A 13,857-nucleotide genomic window follows, 5' to 3' on the forward strand; every position below is an offset into this window, starting at 1 on the left:
ACATAGCAGACTGGACGCGAATGTCAGTAGGGGGAGAGGCGCTCCCCTGCCCCGGCGCAAAGGTCGCGGACCCAGCCGGTGACCGCGCGCAGGCGGGCCGTGTCGTGAACCTCGCGGTGGGTGCTGAGCCAGAAGCGGCGCTCGATCAGGACGCCGGGCAGGACGCGGGTCAGGCCGTCAGCGAGAAAGCAGGGCAGGACGCCGATCCCGCCGCCGCCGGCGATGATGTCGCGCTGGGCCCGGATCGAGGAGGAGGCCAGATGCGGCGTCAGGCCGGGCCGGACCTCGTCGAGATAGCGCAGTTCGGGCGCATAGATCAGATCGTCGACATAGCCGACGATGTCATGATCGCTGAGCGCCTCGACGCTTTCCGGCGCCGGGCGGGCGGCGAGATAGGCGGGGCTGGCGTACAGCGCCAGTTGATAGGGGGTCAGGGGCTCGACGATCAGCCGGGCGCTGTCGGGGGCGCTGAGGGTGATGGCCATGTCGACCTCGCGCCGCGACGGCGACAGGAAGCCGGAACTTGCCGCCAGCTCGATGCGCAGGCCCGGCCGGGCGACGTGCAACCCGGCCAGGGCGGGGGCGAGGACGGCGCCGCCGAATCCCTCCGAGGCGCTGATGCGGACCGTGCCGGCGACGACGTCAGGCTGGGCCACCCGGGCGGCGGCGTCCATGGCGCTTTCGGCCTCGAGTCCGACCTGCAGCAACTGGGCGCCCGCCGCCGTCAGTTGCAGGCCCGAGGCGGAGCGCACCACCAGAGTCGACTTCAGCGCGCTCTCCAGCCGGGCGACGCGACGGCCGACGGTGGCGGCGTCTATGCCCAGCCGCGTCGCGGCTCCCCCGAGGGAGCCGGCGCGGGCGGCGGCGATGAAGATGCGAACGTCGTCCCAGTCGAACATTGCGCGATTGCGCATGGTACGCCGCGATTTTGCAAGGCCGTTAGCGGACGATCCGCACGACCGCGCCTTCGGCCGCATCGCTGACGCCGTCGGCGAGGGCGCGTACGACCCTGGCCGCCTCACCCAGCCCCTTGTGCTCGACGATGCGGATCCAGGGCGAGGCCGGGTCGATGACGCGTTCGAAGAAAGCACGCTGGTCGGCGAAGAACTTTTCATAGAAGGCCCGCAGCGTGCCGCGCTCGCGGTGGGCGTCCAGACAGGTCGCGGCGAAGAAGAACTCGGGCTTCGGACCCACCAGCTCCGGATCGTTCTGGGTAAATTCGTCGCTCTGGGTCGAGCCGACCAGGCAGTCATATTTGAGGTTGGCGCCGAAATGCGCATGGACCCGACGCCGCAGGGCGGGGTCGCCGGCAAGGTCGAGATAGAGGGTCGGCACGCCGGTCGGCAGGCTCTCGACCTCATCATATCCATACACGGATGAATAGGCGCCGAGCCCCTCGACGAAAGCGCGGTTGCGGGCGCCCGTCAGGCCGATAAGACGGACGTCGTCCTCGCCGAGGCACCAGGCTGAGCCATAGGCTGTCTTGGACGAGGCGCTGGAAACGACCACCTGTTTCGCGCCGAAGAAGTCGTGGTCGCGCAGGAAGTCGACGGCCGTATAGGAGGTGATGAACAGGGGCCGGAACAGGACCTCCGGGTTCTCAAGCTCCGCCGAATAGTTGGCGTCGGCGGTGCACAGGACATAGCGGTTGTAGATATCCGGCACGGCCTTGCGCCAGGGCGAGGCGTCAGCGAACCCGCCCCTGGTGATCTTCTCCGCCTGCACCAGAAGCGTGTCGGCCATGGGGAAATAGCCGAAGACGCGAGCGCCGACCTCGATGCCCTCGGCGCGGGATTTGACCACATCAGCGAAGCCCCAGACCGGCATCATCCCATAGCCGTCCTGGCCGGTCGGGAAGACGTTCCAGTAGCCGATCTGGTCGCCATAGGCGGCGTAGGTGATGTTGTTGGTCGTCAGTGAGAAGCGATCCAGCGCCAGAACCACCTCGCCGTCCTTCGGCTCGAACGGCCCCGAGGGCTGCAACAGGGTGGCGCCGAAGTCGGCTTTCGACGTCATCAGGCGGCGGTTCAAATCGGGCATCTGGCCTCTCCGGCATTTCCTCGTTACGCCAAGGCTAGCGGATATACGGGTTGACGCAGGAGAAGCTTAGATGCCGCGCGACAATGCGTTTTCGCAAGCCTGTGACGGCAACTTTGCAATGCCCTCGCCCTGCCCGGCCTGCTAGATCGGCGTCTACAGGGACGAAACCAACAGGACTCAGCCGATGCGCGAGATCAACCACTTCATCAACGGCACCAGCTTCACCGGCGCCTCGGGGCGTTTCTCCGACGTGTTCAATCCGAACACCGGCGAGGTTCAGGCCCGGGTGCAACTGGCCAATGACGCCGAGATGGACCGCGCGGTCCAGGCCGCCCAGGGCGCCTTCGACGGCTGGTCCTCGACCAATCCGCAGCGCCGCGCCCGGGTGATGTTCGAGTTCAAACGCCTGGTCGAGGCGAACATGGACCAGTTGGCCGAGATGCTGTCGTCCGAGCACGGCAAGGTCATCGCCGACTCCAAGGGCGACATTCAGCGCGGGCTGGAAGTCATCGAGTTCGCCTGCGGCATCCCGCATGCGCTGAAGGGCGAATACACCTGGGGCGCGGGCCCCGGCATCGACGTCTATTCGATGCGCCAGCCGCTGGGCGTGGTGGCGGGCATCACCCCGTTCAACTTCCCGGCCATGATCCCGATGTGGATGTTCGGCGTGGCCATCGCGGTGGGCAACACCTTCATCCTGAAGCCGTCGGAGCGCGATCCGTCGGTGCCGGTGCGTCTGGCCGAGCTGATGATGGAGGCGGGCGCTCCCGCCGGGGTGCTGAACGTCGTGCACGGCGACAAACAGGCCGTCGACGCCATCCTGACCCACCCGCTGATCCATGCGGTCAGCTTCGTCGGCTCGTCCGACATCGCCCACTATGTCTACCAGACCGGCGCGGCCAACCATAAGCGCGTCCAGGCCATGGGCGGCGCCAAGAACCACGGCGTGGTTCTGCCCGACGCCGACATGGATCAGGTGGTCAAGGATCTGGCGGGCGCCGCCTTCGGTTCGGCCGGCGAACGCTGCATGGCCCTGCCGGTCGTGGTACCGGTCGGCAAGAAGACGGCCGACGAGCTGCGTGACCGGATGGTCGCCGAGATCGAGACACTGCGCGTCGGGATCTCGACCGACGCCGGCGCCCACTACGGCCCGGTCGTCACGGCCCAGCACAAGGCCCGCGTCGAGGGCTGGATCGACCAGGGCGTCAAGGACGGCGCCGACCTGATCGTCGACGGCCGAGGCTTCACCCTGCAAGGGCACGAGAAGGGCTATTTCGTCGGCCCGTCGCTGTTCGACAACGTCACGCCCGAGATGGAATCCTACAAGGAGGAGATCTTCGGTCCGGTGCTGCAGATCGTCCGCGCCGCCAGCTTCGAGGAGGCCCTGTCGCTGCCGTCGAAGCACCAGTACGGCAACGGCGTCGCCATCTTCACCCAGAACGGCCGCGCGGCCCGCGACTTCGCCGCCCGCGTCAATGTCGGGATGGTGGGCATCAATGTGCCGATCCCGGTGCCGGTCGCCTATCACACCTTCGGCGGCTGGAAGCGTTCGGCCTTTGGCGACACCAACCAGCACGGCATGGAAGGCGTGAAGTTCTGGACCAAGGTCAAGACGATCACCGCCCGCTGGCCGGACAGTGATCTGGAGCACGCCGACAGCTCGTTCGTCATCCCGACGATGGGCTGAGGCCCGTCATGGACTTCGCCCTCAACGACGACCAGCGCGCCATTCAGGACGCGGCCCGCGCCTTCGCCGAGGACCTGCTCAAGCCGAACTCGGCCGAGTGGGACGAGCACAAGACCTTCCCCGTCGACGTCATGCGTCAGGCGGCGGAGATGGGCTTCTGCGGCATCTATACTTCCGAGGATTTCGGCGGGACGGGGCTGGGCCGGGTCGAGGCGGCGATCATCTTCGAGGAGCTGGCGCGCGGCGACGTAGCCACGGCGGCCTTCATCTCGATCCACAATATGGCGACCTGGATGGTCGACCGGTTCGGCTCATACGACCTGCGTCAGCGCTATGTGCCGTCGCTGACGACGATGGAGGCCATCGCCTCCTACTGCCTGACCGAGCCGGGCTCGGGCTCGGACGCGGCGGCGATGCGGACCACCGCGCGTCTGGAAGGCGACGAATGGGTGCTGAACGGCTCCAAGGCCTTCATCTCGGGCGCCGGGAGCAGCGACGTCTATGTGGTCATGGCCCGCACGGGCGAGCCGGGGCCGAAGGGCATTTCGGCCTTCGTCGTCGACAAGGATGCGCCGGGGCTGAGTTTCGGGGCGCAGGAAAAGAAGATGGGCTGGAACGCCCAGCCGACCGCTATCGTCCAGTTCGATGACTGCCGCATCCCGACGGCCAACCTGCTGGGCAAGGAGGGCGACGGCTTCCGCTATGCGATGATGGGGCTGGACGGCGGACGGCTGAACATCGCCGCCTGTTCGCTGGGCGGGTCGCGGCTCGCCCTGGAAACCACGCTCGACTACGTCAAGTCGCGCAAACAGTTCGGCAGCGCCCTGGCCGACTTCCAGAACACCCAGTTCAAACTGGCCGATATGGCCACCGATCTGGAGGCCGCGCGTCTGATGGTGCTGCGCGGCGCCTGGGCCATCGACAACGACCATCCGGAAACGACGAAGTGGTGCGCCATGGCCAAGCGCCTGACCACCGACGCCTGTTTCCAGATCGCCGACGAGGCCCTGCAGCTGCACGGCGGCTACGGCTATCTGAAGGACTATCCGCTGGAGCGGATCGTGCGGGACCTGCGCGTCCACCGCATCCTCGAAGGCACCAACGAGATCATGCGGGTCATCACCGCACGCGAAATGCTTCGTCAGTAAGCAACGAAAATCACAGGGAAGAACGACCATGAAGATCGCATTCATCGGCCTGGGAAACATGGGCGGCGGCATGGCCGCGAACCAGGCCAAGGCCGGCCATGAGGTCTCGGCCTTCGACCTGTCGCAGGCGGCGCTGGATCGGGCGAAGGGTGCGGGCTGCACGCCGGTCGGGTCGGTCGTCGAAGCGGTCCGGGACGCCGATGTGGTCATCACCGTCCTGCCGGCCGGGCCGCAGGTATTGAAGGTCTATTCGGAATCCATCATCGGCGCGGCGCCGACCGGAGCCTTGCTGATCGATTGCTCGACCATCGACGTGGACACGGCGCGCAAGGTGGCGGGGATGGCGACTGAAGCGGGATATGTCTTCGCCGATGCGCCGATGTCGGGCGGCACGACCGGCGCCGACGCGGGCACCCTGGCCTTCATGGTCGGATGCCCCGAGGACCAGTTCGCGCGGGTCGAGGCGGCGCTGGAGCCCATGAGTCGCGCCGCCATGCGCGCCGGCGATCACGGCGCCGGACAGGCGGCCAAGATCTGCAACAACATGATCCTGGGCGCGACGATGATCGCGACCTGCGAGGCCGTGGCCCTGGCTGAGAAGCTGGGTCTCGACCCGGTGAAATTCTACGACATCGCGTCGAAGTCCTCCGGGCAGTCGTGGAGCGTCACGACCTATTATCCGTGGCCCGGGCCGGTGCCGACCTCGCCCGCCAACCGGAACTATGACGGCGGCTTCGCCACGGCGATGATGCTGAAGGATCTGAAACTGGCGCAGGACGCGGCGGCCAAGGCCGGCGCCTCGACACCGCTGGGGGCGCAGGCGGAGGCCCTGTTCCAGATGTTCGACGGCCTGGGCTACGGCGGTCGCGACTTCTCGGCCATCCTGCAGATGCTGCGCGGCCAGCTGGACGGCCTGCCGAAGGCCTGACCGGGTCCGGTCGCCTTCCGCGCGCGTTTCGACTATAGGGCGCCGGATGACACAGGCGCCCGCCCACCGGCTTTCGGTGGCCCCCATGATGGACCGGACAACTCCTTCAGTATTTTCAATAAGTTAGCCGGTCGTGTGTGCAAAATTTGCACACGCAGTTCTTGTTTTCGTTCCTTTTCGTTCCAGCGATCAGGCGCGATGTTCACCTCGGAAGCGCGATTTGAGGCTCGCTAAACGCCCTTCTTTCGCGTTTATATCTCGCTCCGCGAGGCCCTCTGCTTTGAGCCAGATCAGCAGCCGACTCCCAGAAGATCCGACTAGCGAGCGTGGCAAGTCGCACCTGGGACGGACTATCGCCATGACCGGATGCGGTTTGGTGTGGAGCAACGACTAAAACGGGAAAGAGGAATCCCCATCCGATGTCCAGAATAGGTGTGCGGAAATGCTCTTATCCGCGTGCCCAGACCACCCCAAGGTCCCAGCGTGGTGAACATTCTCACCTCCGAATGAGCCATCTGAGACGGCGCCGACGCTGTTCTTGTGACGATCGGGAGAACAGGGGGAGCCCGGTTTGGCGGCCGACATGAAGCCCGGAGGCCGTCCTCCCTAGGGCATAGGCCGGCTCAGGAAGGCGGATCCCGAAAGTCCGAAACGCCATGGCGTCGATACCCCGCGCCGTATGCCGATCCGAGGTCCCGAGACGACGCGTACGTCCTGGGCCAACGTCAGCCGGAAGGGCGCCTGCGTTACCGGCATGCCGTTCAGCACGCCGGTCACACCCAGCGCCTGGCACAGGCGCCCGGGTCCGGCGCACAGCTCGCGCAAACCCGTTGTTCCGCGGCGCTCCATCATGGCGTCGATACCGAGAACCGGCTCCAGCGCTCTGATGAGGACAGCGCTCCCGGGGGCTTGCGCATTGCAAACGACGTTGAAACACCAGTGCAGGCCATAAATCCGGTAAACGTAAGCGCCGCCCACAGGTCCGAACATCGGTGCGTTGCGCCGGGTGCGGCCCACGAAGCTGTGCGAAGCAGGATCGAGTGCGTCATAAGCTTCAGTCTCGACAATCACGCCGCCCACGCCGTTGACCTCCAGATGGGCGCCGATGAGTCTGGCAGCGACCTCCGGCGCTGGCGACCCGAGGATCGCGCCGAGAGCGGAGCCGGAGGTCAGCGGACTGCGTCCGGCGTTGCGTCGAGACGCGCCAGGGCGTCCGGCAGAACGTTAAGAAGATCGCGCGCCAGGAAGCCCAACGGAGTCTGCTCAGCGAGCATCGCACCCGCCTGGGCGTGCAAGACAACACCCCACATCGCGGCCGTGACCGGAGCCGCGCCCCGGGCGAGCATTCCGCCGATCACTCCCGCAAGGACGTCACCCGATCCCGAAGTGCCTAGGCCAGAAACGCCTCCCTCGTGACGCCATGCCGCACCGTCAGGCGAAACCACAAAGGTGGTCGCGCCCTTCAGGACCACAACGGCCTGAAGTATCGCTGAGGCGTCGCGAGCTGCGCTCAGCGGGTCGGCCTTGATCGCTTCCTTGTCGCGTCCGAGCATCGCCGCCATTTCACCTGCGTGAGGCGTGACGATCGTGCGGCCGCCCGAAAGCTGGCTGAAGAGGCCTTGGACGGATTGGTCCGGCAGCGCTCCGGCGTCGATCACAGCGGGACACTCCGGGGTCGCTTCCAGCAGGGCAAGAGCCAACCGTCGCTCATGCGCCATCGCATCCATTCCGGGACCAATGACCAGGGCAGACGCCTTGCCTGCGGCCGCCTTCACGAGAGGCCCCAATCTCATACGCGATCGGCGCGGGACGATGCGCGCCTCGGGAACCGTTACGGCCATGGCCGCGACGCCGTCACGGTCCGCGCAAATCTGCAGTTTTCCCGATCCGACGCGCAAGGCGGCCAGGCCGGCGAGAATGGCGGCTCCGGCCATCACGGTCTCGCCGCCGACGATCAGCACCGCCCCCCGATCCTCCTTGTCGCTGCCGACCGGCAGACGCGGGAGCGGATGGGCGACCAGGATGCCAGCATCAAGCTTGTTGCTCACCGGGCCGCCACCTTTGCATCCGGCGCTGTTGTGACCGCCGCCCCCTCCCGCTCGAGCGGCGCCAGGAAGTTGTAACTGACCAGAGCCAGCTTGCCGTCTTCGGCCTGACGATAGGCTGTGACCCCACAGTTTGCCACGTCGCCTTCCGCGTCGATCGCGAGAATCTCGGTCTCGGTCAGGCCCTCCAGCAGGTAGCGCAGGCACAGGACCACGACCTGATGCCCGACGATCAGCACGCGCTGATCCCGGTGATGCAGACTGAGGGTGTCCAGCGCTGCGCGCAGCCGAAGTATCACATCACACCAGCTCTCTCCGCCGGGGGGACGATGGTAGAATTTGCCAAGCCGCCGCCTCGCCTCGGCCTGTTCAGGATATCGCGCTTCGATACCTTGCGAGGTCAGACGATCAAGGATTCCGAACTCCCGCTCTCTCAGCCGTTCGTCGATGCAAAAAGCGATATCCGAACGCGCCAGCCCACCCGCGTCGGCGATGGCCTTCGCGGTCTGCTGGGCGCGCAGGTAGGTCGACGTCAGGACCACGGTCGGGCGTTGATCTGCCGGAAGGTTTGCAAACCATTTGCCGAGCGCTTCAGACTGCTCATGACCCAGATCACTGAGCGGCACATCAACATCCCGTATGTCGAGGTCGATTTCCCCAAGGCCCGCCGCATGCGCCCGATCCCGAGCCACGTTTCCGGCGCTCTGGCCGTGGCGAACGACCCAGAGATGCGATGGCCATGGAGATGTCATGAGGACCTGCTGAAGCATTGCGACGGAGGTTGAACGCACGTTTGCGATCTTGGCGCCGCCACTTGGCGCCGCCACTTGGCGGACGCCCAGGCGTGTCCGTGAAAGGGGCCGGTTGGTGATGTACGCCGAGAAATCCGGCGTACAGCAACCCTTGCACCTCGTGGCCGACTGTCGCCCGCCGGAGTTCCTCGTCAACAGGAACCTGGGTCGCCGGCTGGGGTTTTGACCGGCCAGGAACTGCTTCTTCTAGGGGAGAGACACCGTCGCCCCTGCTGGAGCCGGCGCCTTCTTCTCCTGGTGACCGAAAGCGAGAATAAAGGTGACGAGCGCCAGGCCAGCGATCACACCGACGATGACCACCAGGGCGCGGCGGGCACGCGCCGGGTTTTTGATCGCCGGCGGCTTCTCATGATCCACCGGAACTGCGCCTTACCCCACGGTCTGCGGTTGCGGAATCTTCCTCGCCTGTATGGTGCTCAACGCATCCGGCTTCGATCTCTTCGCGGGCGAAGACCTCCTCCTGCCCGTCTTCCAGCAGTTGGTCCTCCGGACCTCCGAGCCCGCCCACAATGAGACCGGAGGCCTGCTTTTCGCCGGCGGTCACTGGCGGCCGCCCAACTCGCGTTGAACATCCTCCATTCGATCGCCCACGCGAGCGACGGCATCCCTGAGCGCTTTTTCGCTTACGCCGAACCTGGCCGCCCAATCGCGAACCTCATAGTCTTCCGACAGGCTGATACGCTCCCGGTCCTGCCCGCCGACGCTGGTTTTGTTGTCCGACATCAGGCGTCTCCTTTCCTCTGAAGGCTCGATTGCGTACCGCCCTTGCGCCCGGGCTCACGCGCCAGGTCGCTGTTTTGCGAGAAGCTTCTCTTTTCTTCGGGGACCGACCGGCCTCCGAGTGTGGCTAGTTCCTTGCGGCGCTCCGGTGTCAACGAAGCGAAGCCTCGCCGGCGGATGCCGTTGTCAGGCGTGTCGGGAATATCCATTGGAGTCTCCTCTCTGTGCTGGTCTGATTGCGTTGCGCCGGAACGGTTTGCTGACCCACGCGGCGGCGATAACCAATGTCTCGCGCGCGCCTATCCGGCGACGATGGCGTGCAGGTCGGGATGACGCTCGGGCGGAAACCTTTGCAAGGCTTCCTCCACCAGTGTCTTCGCTTCCGCCTCCGACAACTCGGCTTTCGACACCCGTGCTCTGAGGTCTTCAAATACGATGGCGAGAGCCAGTTCGCCGAGATCGGATGAGGTGGCGGTTTCAGCGGTCGAATGGGTCATACGTTCGTCCTTTGATCCCTTGACCAACCCTTCCGATCCGCGTTGGTTTCTGTGTCGGGAAGGCGACCATGCCGATTGTCGCGTGTGGACGTCGATGCGCGTTTCATCGATGTCTTCCGACGCAGACGACCTTGCAGGCGCAGACGCAGACGCAATATCTCGCCTGACCCAGCCAGCGGCGAGACGCGTCCCTGTGCTCGCCTGGACCTCGCTCCGGTACCGATGCGAAAACGCGATGCGTGTGGCTTTATCAGAGTCGGTGGCGCAGCGTTCCGGGTTTGGCCGCCGCCAAATCGCTCCGAGCCCCCCTATGTCGGGTAGACGACGTCTGCCGTACGCGGGCGTCAACAGCGTGGCATTTGAAATGTTTGAATGCCAACGCTAGGAAAACTGAAATGACGCGAACTCCCCCGACGATCGCGCGACGTCCTGATTTTCCGGACCGCGAGCCAGTACGCCGAACCGCGTCCAGCGGAGAATGATGCGTTGCGTGCTTCTGCGTCATCCCTGGCGGCGCCGACCGTGACCTCGCCTACTCGTGTCTTGACGGCGCTCGAGACAATGCCCCGTTTCCGGCTACGACAGGCGACCTGGGCCACCGTCGTCCGCTCGATGTTTGAACACGCTTTCCACAATCAAGCCGGAGCCCTGTCATCGTGAATCCGGAGACCGTCGACCTCACCAACTGCGATCGCGAGCCGATACACATTCTCGGCGCGATCCAGCCTATCGGTTTCCTGATCGCTCTTACGTCCGACTGGCTGATCGCCCGCGTCTCGGCCAATGTGGCCGACTTCATCGGCCGTTCGCCAGACGCGCTGTTCGGACAGCCGCTCGACACCGTTTTCTCAAAAAGGGCGGTTCACAACCTGCGCAATCGCGCCGCCATGCTGCGCGGGGCCGACGCTGTCGAGCGGGTCTTTGATTATGAACTCGTCGACGGATCCGGGACCTTTGACGTCGCGATCCATATTTCGGCGGGTCAGATCGTTATTGAGGGCGAGCCGGCGTCAGGCGAACATGGCGACGCCACGGGCATGGTCCGATCGATGATCACCCGTCTGGACCAGGCCGGGGACTTCGACGCCTTCTACAAGGAGGGGGCTCGCCAGATCCGAGCCCTGATCGGTTTCGATCGCGTCATGGTCTACCGCTTCGCCGCCGACGGGCATGGCGAGGTGGTCGCCGAAGCGGTCCGCGCCGGCATCGGCAGATTCATGGGACTGCACTATCCGGCCAGCGACATTCCAGCCCAGGCCCGCGAGCTTTACCGACGTAACCTGTTGCGCGTCATCACGGACGTCAACGCTCCCGCCGTCCCGGTGCTGCCGCAGCGGGATGAGAATGGTCGTCCGCTGGACCTGTCGCTGTCCGTCCTGCGGTCGGTATCGCCGATCCATATCGAGTATCTGAAGAATATGGGCGTCGGAGCCTCGTTATCGATCTCGATCATTGTCGAGGGCCGGCTCTGGGGACTATTCGCCTGTCACCACTATTCGCCCCGGTGTCCCACCTTCGAACGTCGCTCGGTCGCAGAGCTGTTCTCGCAGATGTTTTCGATGCGTCTCGAAAGTCGGGAACGGCAGGAAACGGTCGAGTACGAACGCCGCGCGCGTGATATTTCCGACCAGTTGCTGGGAGCCGTGGCGTCGGACGAAACCCTCCTCAAGGATCCGGACTGGCTCGGCGACATCCTCACCCACGCTATCCAGGCCGATGGTGTCGGGGTGTGGATCGGGGGCAAACACGCCTTTTCGGGCACAACGCCGTCCCTAGACGATTTTCGCCGTATCGTGAGGGCTTTGAACGGGACGGCAGCCGGGAAGGTCTTCGCGACCGACCATATCGGATCGATCGTGCCGGGCGCCGAGGCCTTCGCGTCTCAAGCCGCCGGCCTGCTGGCGATCCCGATCTCGCGAAGCCCGCGGGACTATGTCGTGCTGTTCCGTCGCGAGCTCATCCATTCGGTTCGCTGGGCCGGCGATCCTCACAAGCCGGTCGAATATGGACCCAACGGGCCCCGCCTGACGCCGCGCGAGAGCTTCGCCGAATGGAAGGAGCTCGTCGAAGGCCATTCCAGGCCGTTCACCGCCTCTGAGAAGCGGGTGGCCGAGACCTTGCGCGCCACCCTGATTGAAGTGGTTTTGCGCCTGGCCGACGAAGCCTCGGCCGAGCGCCAGCAGTCCAGCGCGCGCCAGGAACTCCTGATCGCCGAGCTCAATCACCGGGTCCGCAATATCCTGGGCGTCATTCGCGGTTTGATCCGCCAGTCCCAACCCGCTGCAGGCGAGGACATGTCGGACTTCGTCAAGGTCGTGGACGGCCGTATCCACGCCTTGGCCCGCGCCCACAACCAGATCACCGATGACCACTGGGGGCCGGCTCCGCTGCAGGCTCTGATCGACGCCGAAGCTGCCGCCTTCGTGAGCGAGCAAGACCGCATCGTCACCGAGGGCGAGCCCATTCTTCTGAACCCGCAGGCCTATTCGACCATGGCCCTGGTGGTGCATGAGCTGGTCACCAACTCGACGAAATACGGGGCGCTTTCAACCCTCGCAGGCCGGGTGACCATTGGCTGGCATCGCAACGCGAAAGGCGACCTGAACCTCGAATGGCGCGAAGCCGGGGGCCCGACGGTCGCAGCGCCGACCCGCAAGGGTTTCGGCACGACGATCATCGATCGTTCGGTCCCTTATGACCTCGGCGGCAAGGCTCACGTCGACTACGTCCCTTCGGGGGTTCAGGCGACGTTCTGCATCCCGGCCCGCCATGTCTCGGAGGCGCGCTCCATTACCGGCCAACCGATCACGTATCCGCGCCCTGAGGCCGGTCACAGCCAGGCCATCCCGACCTCGGTGTTGGACGGCCACCACGTGCTTGTCGTCGAGGACAGTCTGATCATCGCGCTTGATGCCGAAGACATCGTCAGCCGCCTGGGCGCAAGCACGGTCGCGACAGCCGCAACCCTGGAGGCGGCGCTTGAGAGCATTGAGGCCGCCCCGCCCACGATTGCGATGCTCGACATCAATCTGGGTGACCGCAACAGTTATCCAGTCGCGGACCGCCTCATGGAGTTGAACGTGCCGTTCCTGTTTGCGACAGGGTACGGGGAACAAGCCGTGCTTCCAATGGAACACCGGGGTCGTCCAGTGATCCAGAAGCCCTACGTCCTTGAAAAGGTCGCGCGCGTCCTGGCCGCGATGATCGGGCTGCCTGCGTTGTCGACGCCTCAGGACTAGGTCATGCGCTGCAGACAAGGCTCGAATTCTATAGGTCAGGCCGCCGAAGCGGGTCGGCGGCCCCCTATCGAGATCTAGTCGGTCGCTTTGTGGATTGCGTCCTTCGCTTTGCCGAAGGTTTCCTTGGCCGCGCCGGCCGCACGATCACCCAAGCCTTCGGCGACCATCTTGTTGTCGCCGATCGCCTTGCCGACGCCTTCCTTGGCCTCACCCACATGTTTCTGGGCGGCGCCTTCAATGCCTTCCTTGCTCATGACAAATCTCCTCGGCCGATCGCCGGCCAGCAGACGGGTCGTAGCGACCGTCCGACGGCTGAAAGCGCCTCACGGCGTGGAGTTCCGGCCCCGACAAGCTGTCGACGACGCGGTTGAGGCGCTCGGCGCATCACTTCGTGTCATCCCGCGCAGACACCGGGCGTCGTCGGTGCGGAACGGCGCCTGGCGCCCTGTCGGGTCGCATCGAACCGACAGGCCTGATGAAGCCTGTGCCTCACCTGTCGTGAGGACGCTTGCCTCCTGCGGGTGGCCTGCGGAACTCGATCGCGTAATCGGCCTTTTTCAGGAAAGGAGATTGTGATGGCCGACAAGAGTCCGACGCCCCCTCTCAGCCCCCGCCCTGTTCCGAAGGCGGACACGACACAGGCAGAAGACCGGACCGACGTCCTGGAGGGCGAACGCCTGGCTCGCGCCCAGGCCCGCGTGGGTCAGGCCGTGCGAGGCTCGCACGAGAACAGCTGAACTG

15 protein-coding genes are annotated in these 13,857 nt (G+C 65.3%); 5 read left to right on the forward strand and 10 right to left on the reverse strand.

All coding sequences use genetic code 11. From position 1 onward, the window contains the following. Nucleotides 1-23: 23 nt before the first annotated feature. Nucleotides 24-914: a LysR family transcriptional regulator gene (locus tag IFJ75_RS13275; RefSeq protein ID WP_225896815.1), complete on the reverse strand. Its 891-nt coding sequence runs from the start codon at nucleotides 912-914 to the stop codon at nucleotides 24-26. Between the two features lie 25 nt (nucleotides 915-939). Beyond that, nucleotides 940-2,040, reverse strand: a complete 1,101-nt coding sequence (locus IFJ75_RS13280; RefSeq protein WP_207868666.1) for a DUF2855 family protein — start codon at nucleotides 2,038-2,040, stop codon at nucleotides 940-942. Between the two features lie 184 nt (nucleotides 2,041-2,224). Here IFJ75_RS13280 and IFJ75_RS13285 point away from each other — a divergent pair, with 184 nt between their 5' ends. The 3 genes from IFJ75_RS13285 to mmsB are packed head-to-tail and all read left to right on the forward strand — an operon-like array spanning nucleotide 2,225 to nucleotide 5,803. Beyond that, nucleotides 2,225-3,727, forward strand: a complete 1,503-nt coding sequence (locus IFJ75_RS13285; protein ID WP_207868667.1) for a CoA-acylating methylmalonate-semialdehyde dehydrogenase — start codon at nucleotides 2,225-2,227, stop codon at nucleotides 3,725-3,727. Between the two features lie 8 nt (nucleotides 3,728-3,735). Next, nucleotides 3,736-4,875, forward strand: coding sequence for an isobutyryl-CoA dehydrogenase (locus IFJ75_RS13290; protein ID WP_207868668.1), 1,140 nt, complete (start codon nucleotides 3,736-3,738; stop codon nucleotides 4,873-4,875). Nucleotides 4,876-4,903: 28 nt separating this feature from the next. Beyond that, nucleotides 4,904-5,803, forward strand: a complete 900-nt coding sequence (gene mmsB / locus IFJ75_RS13295; protein ID WP_207868669.1) for a 3-hydroxyisobutyrate dehydrogenase — start codon at nucleotides 4,904-4,906, stop codon at nucleotides 5,801-5,803. A 606-nt stretch (nucleotides 5,804-6,409) separates the two neighbouring features. Here the strand turns inward: mmsB and IFJ75_RS13300 are convergent. From IFJ75_RS13300 to IFJ75_RS13330, 7 genes are all read right to left on the reverse strand, one after another. Beyond that, on the reverse strand, nucleotides 6,410-6,883 hold the full coding sequence (locus tag IFJ75_RS13300; RefSeq protein WP_263972983.1) for a DNA-3-methyladenine glycosylase: 474 nt from the start codon (nucleotides 6,881-6,883) through the stop codon (nucleotides 6,410-6,412). 89 nt (nucleotides 6,884-6,972) lie between these two features. Next, the gene (locus IFJ75_RS13305; RefSeq protein WP_207868670.1) at nucleotides 6,973-7,851 is read right to left on the reverse strand and encodes an NAD(P)H-hydrate dehydratase; all 879 of its coding nucleotides are present in this window, start codon (nucleotides 7,849-7,851) and stop codon (nucleotides 6,973-6,975) included. Continuing rightward, entirely contained in the window at nucleotides 7,848-8,618 is a 771-nt protein-coding gene (locus tag IFJ75_RS13310; protein ID WP_207868671.1) for a histidine phosphatase family protein, read from the reverse strand. The genes IFJ75_RS13305 and IFJ75_RS13310 overlap by 4 nt, the downstream gene beginning before the upstream one ends. A gap of 228 nt (nucleotides 8,619-8,846) precedes the next feature. Next, nucleotides 8,847-9,017, reverse strand: coding sequence for a hypothetical protein (locus IFJ75_RS13315; protein WP_207868672.1), 171 nt, complete (start codon nucleotides 9,015-9,017; stop codon nucleotides 8,847-8,849). A 183-nt stretch (nucleotides 9,018-9,200) separates the two neighbouring features. Further along, a complete protein-coding gene (locus IFJ75_RS13320; RefSeq protein WP_207868673.1) occupies nucleotides 9,201-9,383 on the reverse strand; it encodes a DUF3606 domain-containing protein in 183 nt (60 codons plus the stop codon). Beyond that, the gene (locus tag IFJ75_RS13325) at nucleotides 9,383-9,589 is read right to left on the reverse strand and encodes a stress-induced protein (protein ID WP_207868674.1); all 207 of its coding nucleotides are present in this window, start codon (nucleotides 9,587-9,589) and stop codon (nucleotides 9,383-9,385) included. Before IFJ75_RS13325 ends, IFJ75_RS13320 begins: the two co-directional genes overlap by 1 nt. Nucleotides 9,590-9,679: 90 nt before the next feature. Then, a complete protein-coding gene (locus IFJ75_RS13330) occupies nucleotides 9,680-9,877 on the reverse strand; it encodes a hypothetical protein (RefSeq protein ID WP_207868675.1) in 198 nt (65 codons plus the stop codon). Nucleotides 9,878-10,533: 656 nt separating this feature from the next. On the opposite strand from IFJ75_RS13330, the gene IFJ75_RS13335 reads away from it, so the two are divergent. Next, on the forward strand, nucleotides 10,534-13,116 hold the full coding sequence (locus tag IFJ75_RS13335) for an HWE histidine kinase domain-containing protein (RefSeq protein WP_225896816.1): 2,583 nt from the start codon (nucleotides 10,534-10,536) through the stop codon (nucleotides 13,114-13,116). A 74-nt stretch (nucleotides 13,117-13,190) separates the two neighbouring features. Here the strand turns inward: IFJ75_RS13335 and IFJ75_RS13340 are convergent, their stop codons facing one another. Then, nucleotides 13,191-13,370: a CsbD family protein gene (locus IFJ75_RS13340; protein WP_207868676.1), complete on the reverse strand. Its 180-nt coding sequence runs from the start codon at nucleotides 13,368-13,370 to the stop codon at nucleotides 13,191-13,193. Between the two features lie 321 nt (nucleotides 13,371-13,691). On the opposite strand from IFJ75_RS13340, the gene IFJ75_RS13345 reads away from it, so the two are divergent. Beyond that, entirely contained in the window at nucleotides 13,692-13,853 is a 162-nt protein-coding gene (locus IFJ75_RS13345; protein WP_207868677.1) for a hypothetical protein, read from the forward strand. Nucleotides 13,854-13,857: the final 4 nt, after the last annotated feature.

Source organism: Brevundimonas goettingensis, assembly GCF_017487405.1.
GTDB classification, from domain to species: domain Bacteria; phylum Pseudomonadota; class Alphaproteobacteria; order Caulobacterales; family Caulobacteraceae; genus Brevundimonas; species Brevundimonas goettingensis.